Source organism: Nonomuraea sp. 10N515B, from assembly GCF_052245915.1.
Lineage (GTDB): Bacteria > Actinomycetota > Actinomycetes > Streptosporangiales > Streptosporangiaceae > Nonomuraea.
Window position 1 is genome coordinate 295,761 of the sequence record NZ_JBQQBQ010000005.1, and the last position, 26,204, is coordinate 321,964.

Annotated in this window: 23 protein-coding genes; 6 read left to right on the plus strand and 17 right to left on the minus strand. The window is 69.9% G+C overall.

Features of this window, described 5'->3' with window-relative positions; all coding sequences use genetic code 11:
* Positions 1–65: 65 nt before the first annotated feature.
* The 3 genes from ACTWQA_RS09760 to ACTWQA_RS09770 are packed head-to-tail and all read right to left on the minus strand — an operon-like array spanning position 66 to position 3,863.
* The gene (locus ACTWQA_RS09760; protein WP_443158932.1) at positions 66–2,033 is read right to left on the minus strand and encodes an acetoacetate--CoA ligase; all 1,968 of its coding nucleotides are present in this window, start codon (positions 2,031–2,033) and stop codon (positions 66–68) included.
* Positions 2,034–2,091: 58 nt separating this feature from the next.
* Positions 2,092–2,949 carry a serine hydrolase gene (locus ACTWQA_RS09765; protein WP_443158933.1) on the minus strand — a complete coding sequence of 286 codons (858 nt, stop codon included), beginning with the start codon at positions 2,947–2,949 and terminating at the stop codon, positions 2,092–2,094.
* Positions 2,946–3,863: a LysR family transcriptional regulator gene (locus tag ACTWQA_RS09770; protein WP_443158934.1), complete on the minus strand. Its 918-nt coding sequence runs from the start codon at positions 3,861–3,863 to the stop codon at positions 2,946–2,948. Before ACTWQA_RS09770 ends, ACTWQA_RS09765 begins: the two co-directional genes overlap by 4 nt.
* 159 nt (positions 3,864–4,022) lie before the next feature.
* Here ACTWQA_RS09770 and ACTWQA_RS09775 point away from each other — a divergent pair, with 159 nt between their 5' ends.
* The gene (locus ACTWQA_RS09775; protein WP_443158935.1) at positions 4,023–5,540 is read left to right on the plus strand and encodes a penicillin-binding transpeptidase domain-containing protein; all 1,518 of its coding nucleotides are present in this window, start codon (positions 4,023–4,025) and stop codon (positions 5,538–5,540) included.
* A 120-nt stretch (positions 5,541–5,660) separates the two neighbouring features.
* Here ACTWQA_RS09775 and ACTWQA_RS09780 read toward each other — a convergent pair whose 3' ends face one another.
* From ACTWQA_RS09780 to ACTWQA_RS09795, 4 genes are all read right to left on the minus strand, one after another.
* Positions 5,661–6,389 carry an HAD family hydrolase gene (locus ACTWQA_RS09780; protein ID WP_443158936.1) on the minus strand — a complete coding sequence of 243 codons (729 nt, stop codon included), beginning with the start codon at positions 6,387–6,389 and terminating at the stop codon, positions 5,661–5,663.
* A 91-nt stretch (positions 6,390–6,480) separates the two neighbouring features.
* On the minus strand, positions 6,481–7,107 hold the full coding sequence (locus tag ACTWQA_RS09785; protein WP_443158937.1) for an HAD family hydrolase: 627 nt from the start codon (positions 7,105–7,107) through the stop codon (positions 6,481–6,483).
* An 85-nt stretch (positions 7,108–7,192) separates the two neighbouring features.
* The gene (locus ACTWQA_RS09790) at positions 7,193–7,711 is read right to left on the minus strand and encodes a DUF6912 family protein (protein WP_443158938.1); all 519 of its coding nucleotides are present in this window, start codon (positions 7,709–7,711) and stop codon (positions 7,193–7,195) included.
* A 94-nt stretch (positions 7,712–7,805) separates the two neighbouring features.
* Complete coding sequence (locus ACTWQA_RS09795) at positions 7,806–8,453, minus strand: HAD family hydrolase (RefSeq protein WP_443158939.1); 648 nt, start codon at positions 8,451–8,453, stop codon at positions 7,806–7,808.
* A 226-nt stretch (positions 8,454–8,679) separates the two neighbouring features.
* Between ACTWQA_RS09795 and ACTWQA_RS09800 the strand changes: the two genes are divergently transcribed.
* Positions 8,680–9,387, plus strand: coding sequence for a L,D-transpeptidase family protein (locus tag ACTWQA_RS09800; RefSeq protein ID WP_443158940.1), 708 nt, complete (start codon positions 8,680–8,682; stop codon positions 9,385–9,387).
* Between the two features lies 1 nt (position 9,388).
* On the opposite strand, the gene ACTWQA_RS09805 is transcribed toward ACTWQA_RS09800, so the two are convergent.
* From ACTWQA_RS09805 to ACTWQA_RS09825, 5 genes are all read right to left on the minus strand, one after another.
* Positions 9,389–10,819, minus strand: a complete 1,431-nt coding sequence (locus ACTWQA_RS09805) for an FAD-binding oxidoreductase (protein ID WP_443158941.1) — start codon at positions 10,817–10,819, stop codon at positions 9,389–9,391.
* 89 nt (positions 10,820–10,908) lie between these two features.
* Complete coding sequence (locus ACTWQA_RS09810; protein ID WP_443158942.1) at positions 10,909–12,540, minus strand: NADH-ubiquinone oxidoreductase-F iron-sulfur binding region domain-containing protein; 1,632 nt, start codon at positions 12,538–12,540, stop codon at positions 10,909–10,911.
* 28 nt (positions 12,541–12,568) lie between these two features.
* Positions 12,569–13,390, minus strand: coding sequence for a hypothetical protein (locus ACTWQA_RS09815; RefSeq protein ID WP_443158943.1), 822 nt, complete (start codon positions 13,388–13,390; stop codon positions 12,569–12,571).
* Positions 13,391–13,499: 109 nt separating this feature from the next.
* A complete protein-coding gene (locus tag ACTWQA_RS09820; RefSeq protein ID WP_443158944.1) occupies positions 13,500–14,948 on the minus strand; it encodes a DUF1996 domain-containing protein in 1,449 nt (482 codons plus the stop codon).
* Complete coding sequence (locus ACTWQA_RS09825) at positions 14,945–15,589, minus strand: DUF4142 domain-containing protein (protein WP_443158945.1); 645 nt, start codon at positions 15,587–15,589, stop codon at positions 14,945–14,947. Before ACTWQA_RS09825 ends, ACTWQA_RS09820 begins: the two co-directional genes overlap by 4 nt.
* Before the next feature lie 108 nt (positions 15,590–15,697).
* Here ACTWQA_RS09825 and ACTWQA_RS09830 point away from each other — a divergent pair, with 108 nt between their 5' ends.
* From ACTWQA_RS09830 to ACTWQA_RS09845, 4 genes are all read left to right on the plus strand, one after another.
* The gene (locus ACTWQA_RS09830; protein WP_241564703.1) at positions 15,698–16,252 is read left to right on the plus strand and encodes a sigma-70 family RNA polymerase sigma factor; all 555 of its coding nucleotides are present in this window, start codon (positions 15,698–15,700) and stop codon (positions 16,250–16,252) included.
* Positions 16,252–16,449, plus strand: coding sequence for an anti-sigma factor family protein (locus ACTWQA_RS09835; protein WP_443158946.1), 198 nt, complete (start codon positions 16,252–16,254; stop codon positions 16,447–16,449). The genes ACTWQA_RS09830 and ACTWQA_RS09835 overlap by 1 nt, the downstream gene beginning before the upstream one ends.
* A gap of 88 nt (positions 16,450–16,537) precedes the next feature.
* Positions 16,538–17,341, plus strand: a complete 804-nt coding sequence (locus tag ACTWQA_RS09840; protein ID WP_443158947.1) for a tryptophan 2,3-dioxygenase — start codon at positions 16,538–16,540, stop codon at positions 17,339–17,341.
* 38 nt (positions 17,342–17,379) lie between these two features.
* On the plus strand, positions 17,380–22,254 hold the full coding sequence (locus tag ACTWQA_RS09845; RefSeq protein WP_443158948.1) for an NAD-glutamate dehydrogenase: 4,875 nt from the start codon (positions 17,380–17,382) through the stop codon (positions 22,252–22,254).
* A gap of 81 nt (positions 22,255–22,335) precedes the next feature.
* Here the strand turns inward: ACTWQA_RS09845 and ACTWQA_RS09850 are convergent, their stop codons facing one another.
* The 5 genes from ACTWQA_RS09850 to ACTWQA_RS09870 all read right to left on the minus strand — a co-directional run bounded on the left by ACTWQA_RS09850 (position 22,336) and on the right by ACTWQA_RS09870 (position 26,124).
* Positions 22,336–23,181 carry an ABC transporter permease gene (locus tag ACTWQA_RS09850; RefSeq protein ID WP_443158949.1) on the minus strand — a complete coding sequence of 282 codons (846 nt, stop codon included), beginning with the start codon at positions 23,179–23,181 and terminating at the stop codon, positions 22,336–22,338.
* On the minus strand, positions 23,178–24,080 hold the full coding sequence (locus ACTWQA_RS09855) for an ABC transporter ATP-binding protein (protein ID WP_443158950.1): 903 nt from the start codon (positions 24,078–24,080) through the stop codon (positions 23,178–23,180). The genes ACTWQA_RS09850 and ACTWQA_RS09855 overlap by 4 nt, the downstream gene beginning before the upstream one ends.
* 186 nt (positions 24,081–24,266) lie before the next feature.
* Entirely contained in the window at positions 24,267–24,746 is a 480-nt protein-coding gene (locus ACTWQA_RS09860) for a Clp protease N-terminal domain-containing protein (protein WP_443158951.1), read from the minus strand.
* On the minus strand, positions 24,743–24,976 hold the full coding sequence (locus tag ACTWQA_RS09865; protein WP_305919240.1) for a hypothetical protein: 234 nt from the start codon (positions 24,974–24,976) through the stop codon (positions 24,743–24,745). Before ACTWQA_RS09865 ends, ACTWQA_RS09860 begins: the two co-directional genes overlap by 4 nt.
* A gap of 101 nt (positions 24,977–25,077) precedes the next feature.
* Positions 25,078–26,124 (minus strand): hypothetical protein, encoded by a 1,047-nt coding sequence (locus ACTWQA_RS09870; RefSeq protein ID WP_443158952.1) that lies wholly within the window; start codon positions 26,122–26,124, stop codon positions 25,078–25,080.
* Positions 26,125–26,204: the final 80 nt, after the last annotated feature.

Sequence of the window (26,204 nt, forward strand, 5' to 3'; positions counted from 1 at the left end):
CCTGGCCGTCAAGCGCGTCGGCTACGGCGTGGACGGCGGCGTGCGGGCGACCGAGCACCTGCCGCTCAGGGCCGCGGCCTGAAGTGTTGCAGCACCTCGGGGTTGGCCATGGCGTCGGGATTGGCGGCCTCCTCCACCGGCGTGCCGAGCAGGATCTTGCGTACCGGCACCTCCAGCTTCTTCCCCGACAGGGTGCGGGGGATGCCGGGCACCACGCGGATCTCGTTCGGCACGTGCCGGGGTGACAGCTCCTCGCGCAGGGCCGCGCAGAGCTCGCGTTCCAGCGACTCGGTGAGCTCGGCGCCCTCGGCGAGCGTCACGTACAGGAGCAGCCGCCCTTCCTGCCCGAGCTGGCCCGTGTCGATCACGAGGCTGTCGGCGATCTCCTCGAACCGCTCGACGACGCGGTAGAACTCGCTGGTGCCCATCCGGACGCCGCCCCGGTTGAGTGTCGAGTCGGAGCGGCCGTAGATCACGCAGCTACCGTCCTCGTTGATCTTGATCCAGTCGCCGTGCCGCCACACGCCCGGATAGACGTCGAAGTAGCTCTCGGCGTAACGCTCGCCGCCGGGGTCGTTCCAGAACATCACCGGCATCGACGGCATCGGCTGCGTCAGCACCAGCTCGCCGACCTCGCCGACGACCGGCTTGCCCGAGGGGTCGTACGACTCCACCTTCGCGCCCAGCGACCGGCACGGGATGATCCCCGCCCTGATCGGGTGGAGCATGGTCGCCCCGACGAAGCCCGTGCACACGTCCGTGCCGCCGGAGAACGACCCGATCGGGATCCCGGGCAGCTCGGCCGCCACCCACGCGAACCCCTCCGGCGGGAGCGGAGACCCGGTCGAGCCCACCCCGCGCAGCCGCTCCAGCCCGGACGGCCGCACACCGCTCTTCAGCGAGGCCATGATGTACGGCGCCCCGACTCCGAAGTACGTCACGTCCTCAGAATCGGCGATCCGCCACAGCGCGGCCGGCGACGGATGGGTGGCCGAGCCGTCGTACAGCACCGGCGTGGCACCCACCAGCAGGGCGCCGATGAGGTAGTTCCACATCATCCAGCCCGTGGTGGTGTACCAGAAGAACACATCGCCCTCGCCCAGGTCCTGGTGGAAGGCGAGCGACTTGAGATGCTCCAGCACCACCCCGCCGTGGCCGTGCACGATCGGCTTCGGCAACCCGGTCGTGCCGCTGGAGTAGAGGATCCACAGGGGATGATCGAACGGCACCCGCTCGAACTCCAGCGGCCCCAGCTCGGCCCGCAGTCCCTCCCAGCCGACCACCTCGCCGTGCGGCATCTCCTGGGTGTGCGCCGGAGTGGGCTCGGCCTGCTGTGGCGCGCGGCCCTCGTCGGCCGCCGCCAGGTAAGGGATCCACACGGTGGCACGCAGCGAGGGCAACTCGGCGGCGATCTCGTTGACCGCGGCCGAGCGGTCGTAGCTCTTGCCGTTGTAGTGGTAGCCGTCGACCGCGATCAGCACCTTCGGCGCGATCTGCTTGAACCGGTCGACGATGCTCGGCACCCCGAAGTCGGGCGAGCCGGCCGACCAGATGGCGCCCAGTGAGGCGGTGGCCAGGAAGGCGATCAGAGCCTGCGGGATGTTCGGCAGGTAGCCGGCGACCCGGTCGCCCTGTTGCACGCCGAGCCTGAGCAGCCCGGCCCGCACGCGGGCGACCTCCTCACGCAGCTCGGCGCGGCTCAGCTCCTGGCGGGCGCCGTCCTCGGAGACGAAGACCAGCGCTGTGCCCTCGGCCCCGCGCAACGCGTTCTCGGCGTAGTTGAGCGAGCTCCCGGCGAACCACCGGGCCTCAGGCATGGTGCCGGACAACACCGGCCCGCCGCCGCGCTCCCCGATGACGTCGAAGTAGTCCCAGATCGACGTCCAGAACTCAGCCGGCTGGTCGACCGACCACCGCCACACGTCCTCGTAGGACTCCTCCCGCCGTCCCAGCCACTCCAGGTAGCGGGTCAGCCGGGCCCTTTCGACCACCTCTTCGCTCGGCTCCCAGAGAAGCTCGCCCTCAGCAACCATGTGCCCATCCTGTCGCCCGATCAGTGGGAGGACATACCTGTACCCCCCACACAACTGACTATCTCCGTAGGTGGTCCACCGCCATACGCGCGGCCGTGCCGATGACGGCGTCGGCGCGCGGCTGGTTGAGCGCGGTGCTGAAGGAACGGGTGAAGACCGCCACCGCGTAGCGCCTGCCGTCGGGATATTCGACGACGCCGGACTCGGTGCGCAGCGTCGGCAGCGTGCCCGTCTTGCCGCTGACCGCGACGTCGTCGTACGGGAAGCCGGAGGCCAGCCGGTGCGGCCACACCTGCATGTTCAGAACAGTACGCATCCAGGCGCAGGAGGCAACCGAAGCCGCCTCGTCCCGCCAGATCAGCCCGAACAGCCGGGCCATCTCCCGCGGCGTGCTGCGGTTCGCCCGCGCCGGGTCCAGCGCGCTGAGCCGGGCCACCTCGTCCGGATCCAGGTACGGCCACCCGTGCCCGGTGTCCTTTCGCATGCTCTCGTTGAGCTCCTTGGCGCTCTGCGTCACGCGGGTCGCCGTCAGCCCGTGGCGCGCCAGCATGGCGTTGACCGCGTCCATCCCGACCCGCCCGAGCAACACGTCGGCCGAGCTGTTGTCGCTCACCGCGATCATCAGGTACGCCAGGTCGCGCAGCGAGATCGTCACGTCGTCGAGCATCGCCGAGATCCCCGTCGGCCCTGCCACCCGGTCGCCGGCCGTCACCGTCACCCGGCTCGTCGGGTCGAGCAGCCCGGCGTCGGCCTGCCGGCAGAACTCGACCAGCAGCGGCACCTTGAACATCGACGCCGTGGGCAACGGCTCGTCGGCCCCGTGGCCGATGCCCCGCCCGGAGTCGATGTCGGCCGCGTACAGCCAGCCGGCGACGCCCGCCATCCGGAACAGCGTCTCGAAGTCAGGACTGCTCATGCCAGCATCCCCGGCCTGCGGCTGACCCGCCGCGCGGGCACGGCGCCTGCGTCCGTCATCCCGGCGCTCTCCTTCAACGTCCGTACGGCCACGGCCGAGAAATCGTCGATCGGGCCCGTGGCCACCCGCCAGGCCGTGGAGACCCGGTAGGCGATCGGCGAGCCTAGCAGCGGCCGCCACGCCAGCCCCGGCACCTCGGCCTTCGGCGCGAACGCCACCGCCGCACCCGCCAGCACCAGCCCGAGCCCGGCGCCCTGGTGCATCTGCGGGGGGACATAGCCGTGGCGACGGCACTCCGCCAGCGTCTCGGCGTACATGCCGGGCTCGCCGTCCTTGGGCGGCATCAGCAGCTCCCGCCCGGCCAGGTCGGCCAGGTGCACCTCGCCCGCGCCGGCCAGCGGGTCGCCGGCGGCCAGCAGCACGCCCTGCACCTGGACGAGCGGATCGCCGAAGCGCAGTCCCGGCGCGGTCACCGGATGCCGGACGAGCCCGACGTCGATCATGCCCTCGGCCAGCGCGGTCACCTGGTCGGCGGTCCAGATCTCGGTGGGCGCGAGGCGTACCTCGGGATGGGTCTCGCGGAAGTCCGCGACCAGGGCGGCGATCACGGCGGCGGCCAGGTCGGGCGGGACGCCGACCTTGAGCACCGTGTCCTCGCCGTGCCTGGCCAGCTCGTGCAGGCGGTCCACCCTGGCCACGATCTCGCGGGCCTCGCCGAGCACCAGCCTGCCCGCCTCGGTGAGCCGGACCTGGCGGGCGGAGCGGTCGAACAGGCGGGTGCCGAGCTCCTCCTCCAAGCGCTTGATGCGCTGGCTGAGTGGCGGCTGGGCCATGCCGAGCCGGATCGCGGCGTTGCCGAAGTGCAGCTCTTCCGCCACCGCGATGAAGTAGCGAAGATGGCGGACCAGGTCCATAACCAGCAACTATATCTAGATTTATATGAGTGAGGCAGCCATATCAATATTGGACACTCCCGCCGCGCTTCTGGTGTCCTCTCGGTCATGGCACCACAAACGGGGACAATACGACGACGGCCGCGGTCGCGAAGGTGGCCGTGGATCACGGCGGGGCTCTTGGTTCCCGCCGTCGCGGCGGGCGGCGTGATCTGGGCACTGCGTACCCAGGGCACGCCGGAGGAGACGGCCGACCGGTATCTCACCGCCTGGACCGCGCAGGACTATGCGGCGATGCGGGCGCTCGTCGCCGACCCGCCCGCCGACTTCGAGGCCCGGCACCGACGGTTCCACGACGACCTCAAGGTCACGGAGGCGACCTTCCGCAGACACGTGCCGACGGGGGTCTTCGCGGCCACGGCCGAGGACATGGGCGGCGTCGTGACGTTCCAGGCCAGGCTGAGCGGTCGGCAGCTCGACTGGGACTACGACGCAGAGCTCAGGTTCGTCGAGCGGGACCGCACGTGGAAGGTCGCCTGGAGCCCGGCCGCCCTGCACCCCCTGCTCAAGGCGAGCCACTCGTTGCGGGCGGTCGCGAAGCAGGGCGACCCGCTGCGGGTCCTGGCCGCCGACGGCACCCCCCTCAACACCCCGGAAGCGCCCGGCTCGGTGCAGCAACTCGTCGAGGGCCTCAAGCAGACCTACCCCGACCGCTTCAAGGCCCCCGCCCGCTACAGAATCGACCTCTACCAGGGGGACCAGCCCATCAAGACGGTCGTCGAAGCAGGCGGGAACCGGCCGCTCAAGACCACGCTCGACCTGGCCGTCCACCGGGCCGGGGCGGCGTCTCTGGAGGGCGTGCGCAAGCCGGCCTCGCTGGTGGCGCTGCGGGCCTCGACCGGGGAGATCCTGGCCGTGGTCAACAAGCCGGGCGGGTTCAACCGGGCGTTGCTCGGCAAGTATCCGCCGGGGTCGACGTTCAAGGTCGTCACGGCCTCCGCGCTGGTCGCGGGCGGGGTCTCGCCGGGGGAGCGGGTCGCGTGCCCGGCCGAGAAGAACATCGGCGGCTTCCCGTTCCACAACGCCGGCTTCAAGGACTATGGGACGTTGACGTTCCAGGAGGCGTTCGCGCACTCGTGCAACACGACGTTCGGTGAGATGAGCGTGGCCTCGCTGGGCGGTGCGCGGCTGGCCGAGGTCGCCAGGAGCTTCGGCTTCGGGACGGCGATCACGCCCGGCGTGCCCGCTGTACGGGCCGAGTTCCCCGACCCCAAGGACGACACGGACCTGGCCTCCGCGTCGATCGGTCAGGGCCGGGTGCTGGCGAGCCCGCTCAACATGGCCTCCGTGGCCGCCGCCGTCGCCTCCGGCGCCTGGGTCCCGCCCCGGCTCGTCAGCGAGGAGCCGACCGGGCAGGACTCTGGGCCCCGGCCCCTGGAGCCCGCCGTGGTGTCCGCGCTGCGCAAGCTCATGCCCGCCGTCGTCACGGACGGCACCGCCCACGCCGTACGCTTCCCGGCGGGCACGGCCGGCAAGACCGGCACGGCCGAGTACGGCTCCGGCAAGGAACCACCCGCGCACTCGTGGTTCATCGGTTACAAGGGCGACCTGGCGTTCGCCGTGATCGTCGAAGGCGCCGGCGCCGGCTCCGCCGTGGCCGCCCCCATCGCCTCCCGCTTCCTCACCGCCCTACCCTGACCCCGTCCCGTCACCCCGTCCCGTCACCCCGGCCGACTGGCCGCGCCCCTCCGGGCCGGTTGGCCGTGTCGGGTCGGGTCGGGCCGGTCGGTCGTGTTGGTTTGGGCTGGTCGGCAGGCGCTATCGCGGCGGGGCGGGGGCCGGGCGGCTTTGTGGTCGAGCCGGGGAGGTGAGTCCGGCGACCGCGGCCACCACTTCCGAGGCGTTGGAGAGGTCCGGCAGGACGACGTCGGCGCCGGCCTCCCGAAGCTCGCTCGCCATCGAGCGCCCCGAGGCAACGCCGATCATGGCCGCGCCGCCGATCTTGGCGGCCTGCACGTCCCGCGTAGAGTCCCCGATCACCACGGTGTTGGCCGCCGTGAACGCGGTCCCCAGGCGCTGCTTGGCCCGTCCCTGGGCCACCTGGAGCAACGTCGCCTTGGGATAGGGCTCCTCGCCGTAGCCTCCAAGCTCGAAGTCGATGTATTTGTCGAGCCCGAACGCCTTCAGCTTGTGCACGGCGTTGCTCTTGATCGTGCCCGTCAGCACGGTCTGCACCACACCGTCCAGCCTGGACACCGACTTCAACGCATCCCTGGCCCCCGGCATCATCCGCCCTTCCTTGGCCAGCCGCCCGCGCCGGTCGGCGAAGGCTGCGGCGAGCGCCGACAGGAACCGGGGCAGGTGATCGTCCTCGGACTGGATCCCGTTGACGGCGAGCGTCTCGAAGACGATCTCGGAGTCCGGGCGGCCCATCGGCGCTACGAGTTTGACCAGCGGCCGGCCGGTCACGGCGCGGAAGGCTTCCGCGTAGGCGTCTCTGGACACGATGGCGACGTCGACCAGCGTCAGGTCGACGTTCCACAGCACAAGGCGATTAATGGCAGCCTCCTGAGGGGGACACTGCAAGGGTACGGGCGGCGCCCGGCCGACGTTCGCCCCGTGCGCGATTTCGGTGGTATTAGGCGTAATCCAGGGCGTCGGCCAGCGTGTCGACCACCGGCAGCCCGGTGCTCTGCAGTTCGGCGCGCGTCGTCATGCCGCCGGTGTAGAGCACGGCCTTGGCCCCCACGTATTTGGCCGCGAGCCCGTCGTCCACGCTGTCGCCGATCACCAGGATCTCGCCCGGGTCCACGCCCATGGCCTGGATGTGGGCCGTCATGTGCGCGGCTTTCTCGCCGCCCGTGGTGCCGAGCAGCCCGTCGATCCTGGTGAAGTGCCTGCTGATGCCGAACGAGTCGACCTTGGGCACCAGGTGCGCGTGCGGCGCCATCGAGCAGAGCGACTGGCTGCCTGTCCAGCCGGTGAGCACGAGCTCGGCGTCGGCGGCCAGCCCGCAGGCGTCGCTCAGCCGGTAGTAGTGCTCGTGGAACCCGTCGTCAAGCAGCTCCCACTCACCGTCGGCGAGCGGACGGCCCAGCAGGCGCTCGTAGGCGACCCAGATGGGCCGCGTGTAGACGGCTCGGAAGCCGTCGGCGGTCAGCGCGGGCAGCGCGTATGGCTTGAAGACCTCGTTGGTGGCCCCGACCACGGCGTCGATGTCGTGGAACAGCGTGCCGTTCCAATCCCAGACAATGTGCTTCGTCATCGCGTCCAGCCTAGTGGGTGGCCGTGACATTCCTGTGAACGGCGAGGGGCCTCGACCGGTCGCGGCCCCGCGCCGGCGGGGGAGCTCACGACGAGGGTGACCTCAGCAGGTCTGGGATCTCTTGCGTCGCGTACCACATGAGCTCGTGGGCCTCCGCCCCGTCCACCGTGAACCGGGCGTCGTCGTCGCCCTGGTCGGCGGCGGGCAACGCGCCGATCGCCGCCTCGATGTCGGAAGTCGCGGTGGAATCGTCGATGTGCACCGAAGCCACCTTGGCCAGCGGGACCGGCTCGGACAGGCGGACCCGCGCGCGTTCCTCGAGATCGACGCCCGCGGAGACCGCGCCGTCCGGCACCTCGGCGGCCACCACCACGCGGCGGGGCGCTGCCGCCACGCCGTCGGCGCGGTCGGCGGCCAGCATCCGCAGCGAGGCGCGGGCCGCCTCGGTCAGTGCGACGTACTCGAGCTCCTCGGTGTCCCCCGAGGCGTACCACTCGGTCAGGGCGGGGGTCACCGAGTAGCCGGTGAGCGGGGCCGGGCCCAGCTCTCCCGCTTCGACTGCCCTGGCCAAGGCCGGGAGAGTGCACGGCAGATAGACGCGCATCAGGAACCTTTCGTGCTTTCTGGCCGAGCTCCGCTCGGCGCGCTGAGACGGAGGTCCTCGCTTGGCCGCGAATTCGTCTCAACCGTTGAGGTCACTATGATGCCCGCCGCAACGTGAGGCGTAGGAGAGACTCGAGTTCCGAAAGGGTCGAGTCCGTGTCGCGGTGGTGGATCCCGGTCATGCCGAGCGCGCGGGCGGCCACGATGTTGGCCTCGATGTCGTCGATGAACACGCACTCCTCGCCCGGCAGCCCGACCTGGCCGAGCGCGTAGTGGAAGATGCGCGGCTCGGGCTTGCGCATGCCGATCTCGCCGGAGATCACCACCGCGTCGAAGAGCCCGTCCCAGTCGTGCCGCGGGTATTCATTGGACCAGGAGTTGGACACCAGGCAGGTCTTGACGCCGTGCTCGCGCACGTCGCGCAGCATGTCGTACATCGCCTCGACCCGCTCGAACCCCGCGAACATGCGGGCGAGCAGCCCGTCGGCCACCGGCGGCACCCCGTCCAGGGTCAGCAGGCGGGCGGCGAGATCGCGCTCGAAGGAGGGCCCGTCGAGCTCGCCCCGTTCGAGCGCGTGGATGGTGCTCTCGCCGTCGCCGTTGTAAGCGTGGTCGACCATCTCGCGCATCACGTGACGATAGTGCTCGCCGTCGATCCGGTCCGCTTCGATCCATTTGGCGATGGCGTCGGAGAGGCTGGTCGTGAGCACCCCGCCCCAGTCGATCAGCACACCCGTGACCACGAACACCTCCTGGCTCGAATCTCGTTCTAGGGTAAGACCTCCGCGGGATCGGCGGGCCCGGCGACATGCGCCAGCGACGCCGATGGCCGATCGCCCAGCGGCCGACCCGCTCACGACTTATTTTCCGAAATGACGCATTTAGTGGGACTCATTAGATCGACGAGCCTTTGCTTGCCAAAACCTCTATTGGAGGTGGATTCTCGGCGATCCGGGTACGCGTCGATATATGAGCACAAAGGTACGGGGAATTGCCGCTCTGGTTCTCGCCTTCGGCCTGCCTTTCCTGGTGAGCAAGCCCACCGGAGCGGAGGAGGAAATGGGCACGGAGACGGCGGTCCTGAAGCCGGGCGACCGCGGCGAGAGCGTCACGCTGCTGCAGCAGCGGCTGCACAACCGCGGCTACTACTACGGCAAGATCAACGGCGTCTACGACGAGCAGACCATGTTCGCGGTCTGGGCCTTGCAGAAGAGCGGCAGGCTGAAGCCGAACGGCACCGTCGGCCCAGAGGTCTGGAAGGCGCTGGAAGGGCCGAGCCGCAACCGCCCCATGGTGCCCAATGGGGGCGCGAACAGGGTCGAGGTCGACCTGCGCGACCAGTTGCTCACCCTCTACCGCCACAACCGCCCGGTCCTGATCTCGCACATCTCCTCGGGCGCCGAGGAGCCGTACTGCCTCAACGGGAAATGCGGGAACGCGGTCACCCCGGTCGGGGACTTCCGCGTCACGAAGCGGGCGCCCGGCTGGACGACGGGGCCGCTGGGACCGATGTACAACTCGCTCTACTTCGTCGGCGGCGTCGCGCTGCACGGCGCGATGCGGGTGCCGCCGTGGCCGGCCTCACACGGCTGCGTACGCCTGCCGCTGGCCGTCTCCAAGCGCCTGTACGAGCTCGTCGGGGTCGGCGACCGCGTGTACGTGCGCGGCAAGATTTGATCTACAAGCCCTGAGGGAGCCGGAAGAGCCTGCCGGGATCGTAAGTGGCCTTCACCTCGGCCAGCCGCGCCGCGTTCGGCCCGTAATACGCGGTACGCCAATTTTCCAGGTCAGGATCGATGTAATTCACGTAGGCATTAATACCGAAATATTTGGACATGTCGGTGTGGAGTGCGCGCAGCCACGACCGATCCATTCCGTCCTGGTAATACTGAACGCTGAAAAGCGCCGCCCGATGCGGGAACGCCGTCGCCGTCGGATCAACCCGGCGGATCGCGCCTCCCATGGCGTCCATCAGCACCATGTGCCGCCCGCCGCGAGCCACCCCGCTCACCAGTGCCCGGATCCCGTCCTCGGGCAGGCTTCGGTACGCCATGTGCGACTTGGCGGAGAATGTCGTCCGCGGGATCCGCCGGCACTCGGCCACCGGCTTCGACGAGCAGCCACCCATGATCTTCATGGCCTCCAGATGGGAGACCGTCCGCGCCGAGCGCGACGAGGGCCGGCCGATCCGCCGCACGAGCGGGGCCAGCAGCCGGTCGAGCGAGGATTTGCGGCCGAGATAGGTGCCGACGAGCTCCACGTCCAGGCCGCTCCCCGACCGCGCCAGGTGCAGCGACGACCACAGCTCGTCGGGCGCCGACGGGGCCCACGACTGCCACGCCCGCACCGCCGCCCGCGCCCTGGACCACGGCCAGTGCAGGAAGAACACGGTCGCGTCGCCTGTCTCGAAGGTCCGGAACGTGAAGGACACGGCCACGCCGAAGTTACCGCCGCCGCCACCCCTGCAGGCCCAGAACAGCCCGGGATTGCGGGTGGCGTCGCAGTCCAGGACCCGGCCGTCCGCGGTGACGACCCGTACCGACTCAAGGGCGTCGCAAGTCAGGCCATGCTTGCGGGACACGACCCCGATCCCGCCGCCCAGCGTGAGCCCGCTGATCCCCACTGTGGGGCAGGTGCCCGCGGGCACGCTCACGCCGTGCCGGGACAGCCGGTCGTAGACGTCGATCAGCTTGGCGCCCGCGCCGATCGTGGCCCGGCCGTTCGCGTAGGCGACCGAGCTCATCCTGGACAGGTCGATCACCACCCCGGTGCCGGTGGACCAGCCCGCGTACGAGTGACCGCCCGAGCGGGCGGTGACGGGGACGCGGGCGGCCTTCGCGAACGCCAGGCACGCCGCCACGTCGGCCGCGTTCTCGGCGTACACGACCCCGCCCGGCCTGATGCGGTCGTAGGCCGGGTTGTACAGGCGGCGGGCGGTGGCGTACCCCGCGTCCCCCGGCAGCACGAGCGTCCCCGCCAGCCGCCGGCGCAACCGCGCCCAGTCGGGCGGCGGCGCGGCCAGTGCGGCCAGCGGGGCCAGTGCGGCGGCACGCAGGAAACCGCGCCGGTCCACGGGCGTCTCCCGGCGTGGCGAATCCCGGCGGTCCATCGGCGCCTCCTCGTCATCGACGTCAATCGACTGGTGAGACGCCCGGATGGCCCACCGGGTTCGGCACTGCCCATGCGTTCACCCAGAGGTCATCCGGCCGTCCCTCGGGCTCTCACGCTCGGAGCGGCGCCTACCCGCGTCAGCCGTGGCACACTCGAACCTGCTTTCATCATGCCGTCCTTGACCAGCCGCAACGGCGACCCGCTCGTCTTCGGTCCCGGTCCGCCGTGTCCGTCGCCGCTGCTGGAGGCCAGCCGGAGGGCCAGCGCCGGGCACATCTCGACCGCCCGCCGCGCCTCCTTGGCCATCCACCCGGGGACGCTCCTGAACGACGGGAACCCGTAGTCGTCCAGGTCCACGAACTCGGGCAGCAGGTGCGCGCACAGTCCGTGTCCCTGACAGCGGGACCAGTCCACCTCCAGGCGATAGGAGATCTCGGCCTCGCGCTCGGGCATCGGCAGCACACCGCGCACCGGCCGCCCGCACGAGCCGTGCTCCAGGTGGATCGCGATCTCGGTCTCGAACGCGTCCAGCGCCGACAACACGAACTTCGCCGTGCCGTCCGGGTGGAAGCACGCGCCGCGCCGCTCGACCAGGCGTACGGACCGCCGGATCGCGTCCACGGAGCCCTTGCCCTCGACGAGGTCGCACATGAGCCTGGCCACGTCCGGCAGACCGAGGCGGCACGGACCGCACTGGCCCGCCGACTCGGCGGCCAGGTAGGAGGCGACCCTGGCGGCCTCGCCCAGCGAGCACGTGGACTCGCCGAGCGGGACGATGATCCCGGCCCCCAAGGTGGCGCCGGCGGCCTTCATGCCCTCGCGCGAGATCACGGCCGTCTGGACGGCCTCGGCCGACACCCACGCGCCGTGGTAGCCGCCGATGAGCACGCCGTCGCCGATCTCGGCCTCGCACAGGTCGAGCACGTCGGCCAGCATGGTGCCGGTCGGCGTCTCGATGACCGCCCCGTGGGCCGCGCCGCCGCTGACGGTGAGCAGGATCGTGCCGGGCTCCTTGCCGGTGCCGACCTCGGCGTACTTCTGCGGCCCGTACTCGGCGAGTAGCGCGAGCTGCGCGTAGGTTTCCGTGTTGGACAGCAGGGTCGGCAGCCCGTCCACGCCGCTCGTCGCGGCCCGCCTCTTGCGGCCGGGCGGGATGCCCATCTCGCCGTTCACGGCGTTGACGAGCGCGCCGCCCTCGCCGGAGATGAAGCTCTCCTTGATGCCGACCACGCGGATCGGCACCCGGCTCTCGGCCCCGCCGGACACGTTCGCGGCCCGGCGCTCGGCCACGGCGGCGGCGACGGACGCCTCGGCGACCTCGCCCCCGGCCGTGGCGAGCACCACCTCGCGGGCGCCGAGCGCCTCGGCGGCCAGCACCGCGCCGTCGAGGACCAGGTGGGGATTGCGGGTGAGCAGCATGGCGTCCTTGGAGCTGGCCGGCTCGCCCTCGGCCCCGTTGACGAGGATGACGCACTCGCCGCCCGGGCCCACTGCGTCGGCGACGGCCCGCAGCTTGCGGGCGAAGGGGAAGGCGGCGCCGCCCCGCCCGCGCATGTCCACCTCGTTGGCGTACGAGATGAGCTCGTCCAGCGTGCGCGGCTCCACGACGCCGTGGAGCGTGCGGTGGGCGGGCAGGTCGAGGCGGCGGCAGTGGTCGAGCCCGGCGGTCAGCCGGGCCGGACCCATGCGTAACACCCGTGGCACTCGAGCCGGAATCACGGTCGCTCCTTTGCGATGACGTTCGGGCTCATCCGGCCTCCCGGTATCTGCGTCGAGCCTCGGCGAGGCTCACCGGCGCGTTCGTCCTGGCCGACTCGGCGGCGGCCGCCCTGGCGGCCTCGGCGGCGGCCGCGTTCCGCGTCGCGGCCGTCTCGGGCCGTTCGGCGGGCACGCCGACGGCGGCGGGGGAGGTCACCGCGGGCGCTTCGACCATCTCGGGTACGACCGGCGGCCGGCGCAGCGAGGCCAGCACGCGCACGATCAGCGCCCCGCCGACCGCCGCCAGGCTGGCCACGTAGGACCAGGCCACCCATCCGGCCGGCGGGCGGCCGGCCGTCAGTCCGTGCATGATGCCGATGGGCCAGGCCACGTACGCGGACGAGTGCAGCACCCGCCACATCCACGGCTTGGCCCGTACGGCGAAACGACCCCTGAGCATTCCCGTGACCACGGCCACGATCATCAGATCGAAGGCCAGCGTCCCGAGTGCCACGTAGATCCCGGCCACCGGCACGACCGCGGCCCCCAGCGGCACGTGCCCCAGACTGATCATGAGTGAGATGTGCGTGACCAGATAGGCCAGCCCGATGAGGGCGGTGGCCCGGTGCGCGAGCTGCGCCCTGACCCGGTTGGCCGGCGACAGGAAGACGCGTTCCGTGGTGATGATGCCGAGCGCGACCGTCGCGGTCAGCAGCACCAGACCGAACACGCCCGCGTAGTACTCGAGGAAGCTCACCCCGCGGCCGAGCAGCGTGATGCCACGTTCCGTCCTGGTCAGCGCGAACGCCGACAGCAGGAGGGCCATGACGGTCGCGCTTGCTCCCAGCCGGATGCTTCGGGTATCCAGCATCGTGGGAGCGTGCCGGGGGTGTCGTCTGTGGAGCATCTCATTCCCTCCAAGGTCGAGTGAGGGTGCGACTCGGAAGGCGGAATTGCCCTTCAGGGCGCGGTTTTCAGGGTCAGCAACGGCGGCCCCGGTTGATGCAATCGACGACGAAGCGCATCAGCCGATCGGGCATGACGTTGGCGAAGTCGGCGTGGTCGGTGACCGGGTTGTGCTTCTGCTCAGGGAAGGCGTCCACCGCGAATGACTGGCCCTGCGGCACGGAGTACGCGAGGGTCATGCGAAGCTGCGGAATCGCCCGGGTGCCCTGAGGACAAGCACCGTTCTGGCCGGGGAAGACCACGTGTGTGCGGTGGTTGGCGCTGTCGGTGTTCTGACCGTCCCAGCAACTGGGGAAGTCCAGAATACGAAGAACGAGGCTGCCGCGCGGGCAAAGCGGATATTTGTCGGTCGCTATACGGTTTTGGAATCCCGTGCAGCTCCACGCGGCCCGCGCGTTGGCCCCGCCGTTGGTGGCGGCCTTGGCGTCACCGGTGATCAGCCTGAGGAACCTCGGCATGGCGACGACCCTGGAGGTCGCGTTGCCGCGGAACTGCAGCTGCACCGCGCGGGCCGTCAGCACCTGGCCGACGTTGCCGTCGGGGTCGTTGGAGTTCTGGTCCGAGTTGCGGTCTCTGAGCACGGGCCAGAAGTAGGTCGACCGGTCGTTCAGCCGGCACGTGGTGCCCGCCGCCGCCAGGCTCTCGTCGGTGGAGAACCCGTCCGTCGACACGTTGCCCACGTAGTCGTGCAGGTGGTGCGCCCCGTTGCTCACGCCGGGGGCGACGATGAAGTTGTCGGGGTTGTTGTGGCGGTTCTCGTTGCGGCCGCACTGGGAGACGAACGTGCCGCGCGAGCCGCTCCTGCCGATCCGCGCGCCGAGCTGGCGCGGCGGGACCTGGCGGATGTCGATGAAGTCCTCGGGGAAGGGGCCGAGGTCGGCGCACGCCTCCTCCTCGCCGTTCCCGGTCTCGGTGGGCGAGGGCGACGCGGTTCCGCTCGGCTGCTCGTCGGGGGCCTCGGACTGCGTCGGGGTCGGTGTGGCCGTCCTGGTGGGCCGGCCGCGGCGGGAGAACGTCGAGGCGCTCTGCTCCTCCTCGGGAGCCTGGGCCTGGTCGTCGCCCTCGGGGGCCTGCGTCTGGCCGTCGCCCTCGGGGGCGGGGGACGCGGCCGGGTCCAGGATCGCGGCGCCGCCGCCCTGGGGAGCCTGCTGATCGGCGTCCTGCTGCTGGCCGGTGCCTTGCTGCTGGTCAGCGCCCTGCTGGCCCTGGTCCTGCTGCTGGCCTGGGTCCTGCTGCTGGCCCTGGTCCTGTTGCTGTCCTTGATCCTGTTGCTGGTCCTGATCCTGCTGGTTCTGGTTCCCGTTCCGCTGCTGCGCCGAGGGACTCGGGCTCGCGGTGGCCTCTCCGGGGACGCAGTGGTCGGCGATCGCCGGGCCGACGCCGATCACGGCCGCGGACACCAGCCCGGTGGCCGCCATGGCCAGGACGGACACGGCCGCGGCCATGCGTCTGGATCTACTCATACGTGTCTCCTTGTTTCGACCGCCAGAGCGACGGGTGGTGCAGGCGGGGGCGTTGGGGCCTCGGGCAACTGGGTGTGGTCGACCATGCCGGTGGACTCCAGATACGCCATGTGGCGCATGACGGCGTTGATGCCTTCCTGGGCGAACTTCCGTATCTCGGAGTTACGGGTCCCGGACCGTACGCCCGCCACGACGGTGAAGACCTTGCCGTGCGCGGCACGCAACAGGTTCACGTAGTCCTTGTCGAAGGCAGGGCCGCTCTCGGCTGCCAACTGCGCAAGCCACCGCTGCTGATCGGCGTTGGGCTCGTCGGGCAGGGCCACGCCGAGCTTCTTCGCCGTTTGGCGGACCATCTGGTCCAGCCTCGCGTGCTCCTCCATGATCAGCCTGCCGACTTCCTTCACGCGCGGGGACTCGGCGCGAGTCCTGGCGTAGTCGCCGGCGGGCATCTCCCAGAGGCCTGCCTGTCGCACCTTGACCAGCAGGTCGCGGTCGGCTGCCGTGAGCGGTCCCGAGGGTGTCTCAGTGAACTGAGCGGCCGCGGGGTCGATCGACGGCGGCATGACCAGCACGATCGTCACCGCAGCGGCTAGGACGAAGCCGCCGAGCATGAAGAGCTCGCCACGCAAAAGCCTGTGCATGGTCGGAGGTACGCGGGCTCCCCGGGCCAGGTTCACCTATGGCCGGAGATAGTTAGAAATGACTGGAGTTATCGGAGTGGCTACCGAACCAATAACAAAGGTGTAAAGATGTGCCCCGTGCTAGGTCACCTCGACGGCAGGTTCGAGAGTGCGGATGCCGAGGCGGAGCATCGCATTGCGGTGCTTTACCAGGAGTTCGGCGGCCCTCTGCTGCGCCACGTACGCAAATCTACAGGTAACGACCTTCAATGGGCTGAAGACGTCGTGCAGGAGACGCTCGTCAGAGCCTGGCGTAACTCGGCAAGACTGCAATGGGAACCAAGCCTCATATGGGCGTGGCTACTGACAGTGGCCCGCCGCATCGTTATCGATGGGCGTCGGCGGAAGAGCGTGCGGCCTCACGAGGTCGAACCGCCCGAAGTCGACATGATGGCGGTGCCCGACGGCTCCGAGCGAGCCCTCTCGGCGATCGTTGTCGCCGACGCGCTCCGGAGTCTGTCCGAAGAACACCGCGAAGTCATTGAGCAGACCTACCTTCGAGACCGTACGATAAGTGAAGCGGCGGAGATTCTGGGGATCCCGCCGGGCACGGTGAAGTCCCGGCTCTACTACGGGATCCGGGCTCTCCGCGAGCTGCTGCGGGACAAGGGGGTAGCCGGCTGATGCATGACGAGGTGGCCGCCTACGTCCTTGGTGTCCTCGATGAAGAGGAGCACGAGGCGTTCGAACGCCACCTCGACACGTGCGAGCAGTGCCAGGCGGAGCTCATCCAGCTCGCCGAGCTGCCCGATCAGCTCGACGTGCTCAAGAACACCCCCTCGGCCTCCGACGACGACCCCCCGATGTCCATGTCACGTTGACGTCTGTCCCCTTTTCGGGTGGTATCGGTACGGCGAGGCTTTACGCCCGGCAACCGGAAAAGCCGGGTGGTTCAGGGGGAGGTGTTCGGTGGGCATCGACGGTGATGCGCCCGGTCCCCCGGATCGGCAGTTCGGAGAGGAAGGCGGCCGGCTGTCGTACGGCGGCTACCTTTGCCTGCCCGCGTTGCTCGAGCAGCAGCAGCCGCAGTCCGAGGCGCCGGACGAGCTGCTCTTCATCACCATCCACCAGGTCTACGAGCTGTGGTTCAAGCTGCTGCTCCACGAGCTGGAGGCCGCTCGCGCCGCCATGTTCGGCGGCGAGCTGTGGCAGGCCAGGCACCTGTTCCAGCGGGTGCACGCGGTCGAGCGGGTGCTGATCGAGCAGATCGAGGTCCTGGAGACGATGACGCCCCAGGACTTCCTGGAGTTCCGCGCAAAGCTGGCGCCGGCCAGCGGGTTCCAGTCGGTGCAGTTCCGCGAGCTGGAGTTCTTGTCGGGGCTGAAGGACGAGCGCTACGTCGGCAGCTTCCGCCATGCCTCGGACACCGAGCTCGCCAGGCTGCGCCGCAGGCTGGAGGAGCCCACACTGTGGGATGCTTACCTGGCCGCCCTCGCCCAGCGTGGCCTGCCGGTCTCGGACGACGAGATCATGGCCTCGCTGCTGGCCGTGGCCAGAGACCGCCGGTCCCACGACGACCTGTGGCAGCTGGCCGAGGACCTCCTCACCCACGACGAGACCACCGCACTGTGGCGGATGCGTCACGTTCAGATGGTCGAACGCCAGATCGGCACCAAGTCCGGCACCGGCGGCTCGACCGGCGCACCCTATCTGCGCAGTAGGGCGCGCCTGCACTACTTCCCGCTGCTGTGGGAACTAAGGGCCTGGCTATGAACGCCACGGCGAACCCTCACAAAGGAGTGAGACCTACGATGCCCCTCGACGAGGCCAAGGATGAGCTGCTGCAGCGAGCCGCCGAGAGCTGTGCGGCGAGCAGCGAACACGTGACCACCGAGGAGGCGCTGTCCTTCCTCCGGTTCTACTACCGTCACGTGGCGCCCGAGGACCTGCTCGACCGCAACCCGGTCGACGTTTACGGCCCCGCGATGTCGCAACGCCAGCTGGCCGAGGTCCGCCCGCAGGGCCGGGCGGTGGTCCGGGCCTATGCGCCCACCTTGGAGGAGCACGGCTGGGACCCGGGCCACTCGGTGGTCGAAGTGGTCACCGACGACATGCCGTTCCTCGTCGACTCGGTGACGATGGAGCTCGACCGGCACGACCTGGGCACCCACCTGGTGGTCCACCCGCAGATGCGGGTGCGCCGCGACATGACAGGCCGCATGCTCGGCCGCGGCCAGGAGGACGTCACCGGCCAGATGCTGGTCGAGTCGTGGATGCACATCGAGATCGACCGGCAGTCCGATCCCGCCGTGCTCAAGGGACTCGAGGCCGACCTCCAGCGGGTGCTCGAAGATGTGCGCCACGCGGTTGAGGACTTCAGGAAGATGCGGGCACTGGCCGTGCAGACCGCCGAAGCCCTGAGCATGAACCCGCCGCCGCTGGAGCCGGCAGAGGTCGAGGACAGCATCGACCTGCTGCGCTGGCTGGCCGACGGGCACTTCACCTTCCTCGGTTACCGGGAATACCGGCTCGAGGACACCGACGAAGGCGAGGCGCTGCGCTCGCTGCCGGGGGCGGCGCTGGGCATCCTGCGTGACGACAGGCCCGGCTCGGCCAGTTTCTCCGTGTTGCCGCCCGAGGTGCGGGCCAAGGCACGCGAGAAGCACCTGATGATCATTACCAAGGCCAACTCCCGTGCCACCGTGCACCGGGCGACCTACCTCGACTACATCGGGGTCAAGACGTTCTCGCCCGAGGGCGAGGTGATCGGGGAGCGGCGCTTCCTCGGCCTGTTCACGCATGTCGCCTACAACGAGTCGATCTCCAGGATCCCGGTGCTGCGGCGCAAGCTGGCCGACGTGCTCGACGCGGCCGGGCTGCAGCCCGACAGCCACGACGGCAAGGACCTGATCGAGATCCTCGAGACGTTCCCGCGCGACGAGCTGTTCCAGACCTCCGTCGAGCAGCTGCTGCCGATCGCGATGGGCGTGTTGCGGCTGCGTGAGCGCAAGCAGGTCAAGCTGTTCCTGCGGCGCGACGACTACGGACGCTACATCTCCTGCCTGATCTACCTGCCGCGCGACCGCTACACCACCAAGGTGCGGCTGAAGATGCAGGAGATGCTGCTCAAGGCCCTGGGTGGCAAGTCGCTGGACTACAGCGCGATGATCGGCGAGTCGGTGCTCGCCCGGCTGCACGTGGTGGTGCGGGGCGAGCGGGGCAGGCAGCTGCCGCCGCCGAGCGGGGACGTGGAGGAGCTGGAGGCCAGGCTGGCCGCGCTCACCCGTTCCTGGGAGGACGACCTGGCCGCCGCGCTGGGGGAGATGACCTCCGAGGAGGAGTCGCCCGCGCTCATCCGGCGGTACGCGTCCGCGTTCCCCGAGGGATACAAGGCGGACTTCCCGCCCAAGGTGGCCGTCGTGGACCTGCGCCGCCTGGAGGAGCTCGTCGCCGCGGGCGACGACGAGCAGGTCGGGATCAACCTCTACGAGCCGTACGACGCGACCGAGGGGGAGCGGCGGCTCAAGATCTACAAAGTCGGCTCGCCCATCTCGCTGTCCCAGGCGCTGCCCCTGATCCAGCGGCTCGGCGTCGAGGTCGTCGACGAGCGGCCCTACGAGATCGACAGGGACAACGACCCCAACACCAAGAATGCCTGGATCTACGACTTCGGGCTGCGCTACACGCCCTCCGACGAGGTGGACAGGAACGACTTCAAGCGGTTCTTCCAGGACGGGCTCACCGCGCTGTGGAAGGGGCGGGTGCAGGCAGACGACTTCAACGCGCTCATCCTGCGGGCCGGGCTGACCTGGGAGGAGGTGGAGATCCTGCGGGTCTACGCCACATACCTGCGTCAGGCCGGGAGCACGTTCTCGCAGTCCTACATCGAGCGGGTGCTGAACGGCAACGTGCGGCTGGCGCGGCTGCTGGTGAGCCTGTTCGAGGCCAAGCTGGATCCGCGGCGGAGCGACGACGTGCGGGCCGAGCTCCTGGACGCGCTGCACGAGGAGGCCCTGGGGGCGCTGGACGAGGTGGCCTCGCTGGACGAGGACCGCATCCTGCGCGCGTACCTGGAGATGATTCAGGCGACATTGAGGACGAACTACTTCCAAACGGTAAATGGACGGCGCAAACCGTATATTTCACTTAAGTTCGATCCGCAGGCCATCAGCGTTCTCCCGTTGCCGCGGCCGAAGTTCGAGATATTCGTTTACTCGCCCCGGGTCGAGGGCGTGCATCTGCGATTCGGGAAGGTGGCGCGCGGCGGGCTGCGGTGGTCCGATCGGATGGAGGACTTCCGGACGGAGATATTGGGCCTGGTTAAGGCGCAGATGGTGAAAAACACCGTCATTGTTCCGACTGGGTCCAAAGGTGGATTTGTCGTGAAACGTCCGCCAGTGGGCGGCACTCGCGAGGATCTGCTGGCCGAGGGCGTGGCCTGCTACCGGATCTTCATCTCTGGACTGCTGGACGTCACCGACAACCTCGTGGACGGCAAGGTCGTGCCGCCGCCGGACGTGGTCAGGCACGACGGCGACGACCCCTACCTGGTCGTGGCGGCCGACAAGGGCACCGCCACCTTCTCCGACATCGCCAACGGCGTGGCCAAGGACTACGGGTTCTGGCTGGGCGACGCGTTCGCCTCCGGGGGGTCCATCGGCTACGACCACAAGGCCATGGGCATCACCGCCCGAGGCGCGTGGGAGTCGGTCAAATACCACTTCCGCACCATGGGTGTGGATACGCAGACCACCGACTTCACGGTGGCCGGCATCGGTGACATGTCGGGCGACGTGTTCGGCAACGGCATGTTGCTGTCGCAGCACATCCGGCTGGTGGCCGCGTTCGACCACCGGCACATCTTCGTGGACCCGTCCCCCGACGCCGACCGCTCCTACGCCGAGCGGCAGCGCCTGTTCAACCTGCCGCGCAGCTCGTGGGAGGACTACGACACCAAGATGATCTCGGCGGGCGGCGGCGTCTTCCCGCGTACCGCCAAGTCCATCCAGATCACGGCTCAGATGCGCGAGGCGCTCGGCATCCCCGCCGGGGTGAGCTCGCTGGCGCCGAACGACCTGATCAGCGCCATCCTGCGGGCCCCGGTGGACCTGCTGTGGAACGGCGGCATCGGCACGTACGTGAAGGCCGCCTCCGAGTCCCACACCGACGTGGGCGACAAGGCCAACGACGCGCTCCGGGTCAACGCCGCCGACCTGCGCTGCAAGGTCGTCGGCGAGGGCGGCAACCTGGGCTTCACCCAGCTGGCCAGGATCGAGTTCGCGCTGAACGGCGGGCTGGTCAACACCGACTTCATCGACAACTCGGCCGGCGTGGACACCTCCGACCACGAGGTGAACATCAAGATCCTGCTCGACCAGGTCGTCCGGGACGGCGAGCTGACCGACAAGCAGCGCAACCAGGTCTTCACCTCGATGACCGACGAGGTCGCCGCGCTGGTGCTGCGGGACAACTACGCGCAGAACGTGGTCCTGGCCGCCGCCCGTGCCCAGTCTGTCGAGATGCTCCACATCCACGCCCGCTACCTGCGGCGGCTGGAGCGCGAAGGGCTGGTCAACCGGGAGCTGGAGTTCCTGCCCTCGGACAAGACGCTGGCCGAGCGCCGCCAGGCCAGGCTCGGGCTGACCGCGCCCGAGTTCTCCGTCCTGCTGGCCTACACCAAGCTGGTGGCCGACGCCGAGCTGCTCGCCTCCGACCTGCCCGACGAGCCGTACCTGGAGTCGTGGCTGGTGTCGTACTTCCCGTCGGACCTGCGGGAACGCTTCAGGACCTACATGGACGGGCACCCGCTGCGGCGGGAGATCATCACCACCTGTGTGGTGAACGAGCTGGTCAACTCCATGGGCACCACGTTCATGCACCGCTTCGCCGAGGAGACCGGCGCCTCGACGCCCGACATAGCGCGGGCCTGGCTGGTGGCGCGGGAGGTCTTCGACCTGCCGTCGTTCTACCGGGCCGTGGAGTCGCTGGACAACAAGGTGAACACCGATGTCCAGATCGCCATGTTGCTGGAGGCCCGCAAGCTCGTCGAGCGCGGCACCCGCTGGCTGCTGGTCAACCGGCGCCCGCCGCTCGACCTGGCCGGGTCCGTCAGCTTCTTCATGAAGGGCGTCAACGGGCTCGTCGCGCACATCCCGAAGATGCTCACCGGTCCCGACCTGGCGGCGTACGAGGAGCGCCGGGACTCGTTCGTGGCCCGGGGCGTGCCGCTGGAGCTGGCCGAGCGGGTGGCCGGCATGGTGCCCGCGTACTCCACGCTGGATCTGGTCGAGGTCTCCTCGCTGACGGGACGGCCGGTCAACGAGGTGGGCGAGGTCTACTTCGACCTGGCCGACCGCCTCCAGATGGCCCGCCTCAGGGAGCGGATCATCGCCCTGCCCAGGGACAACCGGTGGAATTCCATGGCCCGCTCGGCCCTGCGCGACGACCTGTACGCCGCGCACGCCTCGCTGACCAGGGATGTGCTGGCCCACAGCAAGCCGGGGCTGCCCCCGGAGGAGCGGCTGGCCCGCTGGTCCGAGGCCAACTCCGCGGCCGTCTCCCGGGCCAGGCAGACGTTGTCGGAGATCTGGGAGAGCGACAACTTCGACCTGGCCACGCTCTCGGTCGCGCTGCGTGCCATCCGCACGCTGGTGGCCGCCAGCAACCTCCCGCACACGGAGGCGTAGCCCTTCGCCATCGGCGCTGCGACGGCTCTGTCCGCCGCCGCAGCGCCGTGGGCCGTCACGGCGCCGCTCCCAGGCGTGCGCTCAGCCGACGCGCCGCAGGGCGCGCTCGCGGCGGGCGGCCACGCTCGACCCCGACTCCCCGCGTGCCATCCTCCGCAACACCACCGGCGCCACGAGCAGCCCGAGCACCGCCCAGGCGCCCAGCACCCCGGCTGTCTCCAGGTGCCGCCAGGACTCGCCGATCTCGATGGCCGCCGCCGCGTCGGGCAGCAGGGCCGAGCGCATGCCGAGCCCCATCCAGTAGACCGGGAAGATCTGGGCGATCCACTGGAGCCACTCGGGCAGTGCGGTGATCGGATAGAAGATGCCGGAGATCCCGATCACGCCGAGGAACGGCAGCTGGAGCAACCCCTGGGCCCGGGCGCTGGCGAACGCCGAGCCGAGCACCGCGCCGATGGGCAGGGTCGCGACCAGGCCCAGCACCAGCACCCAGGCCAGGGTGGGCCAGGAGCCCGGGCCGACCGCCAGGCCCTCGACGATGAGCACGCCGGGCACCAGGAAGATCATCAGATCGGCGAGCAGGCCGCCGGAGACCGAGATGACCTTGCCGATGAGGTAGGCCGGCATGCCGTGTGGGGTCGCCTTGGCCCGCAGCAGCGTGCCGTCCTCGCGGTCGGCGGTCAGCTGCTGGCTCATGCTGATCATGCCGACCGCGGCGTTCATCCCGAGGATGCTCGGCAGGGCCAGGGTGCTGAGCAGGAGCCCGCTGGAGCCGAACGACAGGTCCCTGATGAAGAACATGGTGGCCACCATCAGGCCGGGCCAGAGGACATGCGAGAAGAGCTCGGGCCCATTGGTGAAGGACTGGCGCAACTCGATCAGGCCGCGGGACCAGCCCGCGCGCAGTGCCGTCGTGGTGGGGTTCATCGGCTCGCCTCCGGGGTCGATTCGGCCTGGCGGACCAGGGTGAGGTACGTCTGCTCCAGCGAGGCCCGGTGGATCTCGAGCTCCTGGACGTCATCGCCGTACCGGGCGAACAGGTCCTGGGCGAACCGGGTCGAGTCCGCTGTCTTCTGGACGAACCGCTGCCCGTCGAGGAGCCAGCGCACCTCGTCCTCACCGGCGATCCGCCGCGCCAGTTCGCCGGCCGTGCCATCGGCGATGATCCGGCCGCCGTTCAGCACGACGATGCGGTCGGCCAGCTTCTCGGCCTCGTCCAGATCGTGGGTGGTGAGCAGCACGGTGGTCTCGTGGGCGTCGACCAGGCCGCGTACGAGGTCGTGGAACTCGCTCCTGGCCTGCGGGTCGAACGACGCGGTCGGCTCGTCGAGGAACAGCAGCTCAGGGCGGCCCACGATGCCGATCGCCACGTCCAGCCTGCGCCGCTGTCCGCCGGACAAGGTCTTGATCTTCTTGCCCGCCTGCCCGGTGAGGCCGACCGCCTCGATCAGCTCGGCGCCGTCCCACGGCCGCCGGATGTGAGGGGTGGTGTAGCCGGCGTAGTAGCCGCCGAGGTGGTCCAGGAGCTCGCGGACCCGCCAGTTGCCGTGGTCGCGCCAGGACTGCAGCACGACCCCGAGCCGGGCCCGCCACCGCTCGTCGCCGTGCGCGGGATCGGCGCCGAGCACCTCGACCCGGCCCGCCGAGCGGGTGCGGAAGCCCTCGAGGATCTCGATCGTGGTGGTCTTGCCCGCCCCGTTCGGCCCTAACAGGGCCACGACCTCGCCGTGGCGGACCTGGAACGTGACATCGTGCAGCACGTCGACCGGGCCGTAGCGCATGCGCAGCCCGTCGACGTCGAGCGCGGCTTGGTCGCTCATCGTCATGAAATGACCTCTCTTCGTGATCGGACGTCCCCGTGACGGGACGCGTGCCGGCGGCACCCGTCGCGAGGGCATGACTGGTCGCGACCCGAACCGGCCGGACCGCATCGCTACGCGTGGGCGGTCCGCGGCAAGGGCCGGGACGACAGGGGGATGGGGGTGGTGAATCGGGCAGCTCGGAGACCCGAGCTACCAGCTCTCGTGCGCGAGGGTCTCCCGGGCGCGTGCCATCAGGCCCGCCCGGTCGGCGCCGGCCAGAGTGAGTGCACGGGGCACGGTGCCGATCTCGGTGTCCAGGATGCCGAGCAGTAGATGCGCGGGTCGCAGGTCCTTCTTGCCGGTGGCGGCGGCGAAGCCGCGTTCCAGGGCGAGCCTGGCCGAGGCGCCGATCTTCGGCAGCTTGGGGTCGCGGCTCGGCTTCGGGAGGTCGTAGGAGGCGAGGGACACCCCCACCGTGCTGAGGCTGTGCTCGAACTCCCGGTCCAGCGCCTCCCTGATCGCCTGCCGCCCCAGGCCGGCCGCGAGCAGCACACGGTGGGCGGCGGTGCCCTCGTGCGCGGCGATCGCCAGCAGGAGGTGGTGCGCTTCGATCACCGCGGAGCCGTCCTCCAGCGTCTCTGCCCCGCCTCCCACGATGATCGCCTGGATGTAGTGGTCGATCGCGCTCATTGTCGTCTCCTCAACGTGACGCCGGCCGCGATGAGCCGCTTGGAATGCTTCTTGTGGACCGCCTGCCGGGTGACGCCGAGCGCCTCGGCCACGTCGGGCCAGCTCCAGCCCGCCCGCATGGCCTGCTCGACGGCGGCGTCCTCCAGCTGGTCGGCCAGGCGCCGCAACGCCATCACGGCCGCGAGCGCGTCCGCGGGGTCCTTTGGTACGGAAACATCATCTGCCGGCATACAAGCAACCGTAGTTGACTAATGGAAGGTTAGTCAACTGCGGTTGCTTAGCGCGTGCGGGCAAGGCGGGCTTGCCGTAAAAATAGGCCTCTTCTTGGGCTTTATTGACCGGAGGCCCGGGTGAGAGCGCCTTCGTGGGCGATCACGGCCGCCGCGGAGGGGCGGGACAGCGGCGGGACGGCGGTGGCATATTGGTGGGTTTCGATCAGGCGCAGCGTGCGGCGCAGCACCGGCGCGCTGATCGCCCATCGGGCCGACTCCGGCACCGGGATGTAGTCGTCCTCGGCCGTCTTCGTCGTCGTGGTCGACGTCCGCGACAGCGAATACTGGATCAGCGCCCCGCCGTTCTTGGTGCGCAGCGCGTACACAGGGAAGTTGTCGGCGCTGAAGATCGAGTCGTAGCTGTAGCCGCCGACCTTTCTGTCGCCCTTGGCCTTCTGCCGCAGCTCGGCGATCTGCTCGGCCACCTCGGTCGTATAGGGCCCCGGCGCGAGGAGCCCGGCCGTGACCCCGGCCGTCCCGGTTTCGGCCACGCTGGCGTGCACGGGCTGCATGAACTGCGGGCTGATCGTGACGGTCTTGTCGTCGGGAGCCAGCGCCGTCGCATAGCCCTCGGAGTCCAGCTCGATCTCCGGCAGCTGCTGTCCCGGCAGGAGCTGCGCCACGGAGCTCAGCCGCCAGTCGTCCGCCGACTTGGCGAACGTCAGCAGCGTCGGCCGCCCGTCGCGGGTCGCCAGCGCGCTGAACCAGGGCGCCTTCTCCGTCGGGACGAACCTGGGCACGTAGAGCGTGGGCGGGCCCCACTTGTAGCGGGGCGGCGCGTAGTCGGTCGACAGGTATGCCGCCACGGTCAGCAGCACCTGCCCGCCGGTCGTGAGGTCCTTGGCCGCCAGATCCAGGCGGCCCTCCAGGTCCTCCTCGTCGCTCTTCACCCGCAGCGCGTCGTCGGTGGCCAGGATGTCGTGGAACTCCTTGGCCGCCTCGGCCCTGGTGATCGCGACCGCGCTCGCGGAGGGCGTGGGCGTCGAGGAGGCGGACACGGCCTGCTTCGAGGGGGAGGGCGGCGGCGCATTGCCCGTGCAGGCGCTCGCCGCGGCCAGCACGCCGGCGGCGAGCGCCAGCACCTTCCGCCGCCCGAATACACGCACGTCGCCATCGTATTGGGTGCGCGGGAAGACGACGCCTTGGGCGGGTCCGGGGTTGGAGGACGGAGTTCTCCCGTGAGGCG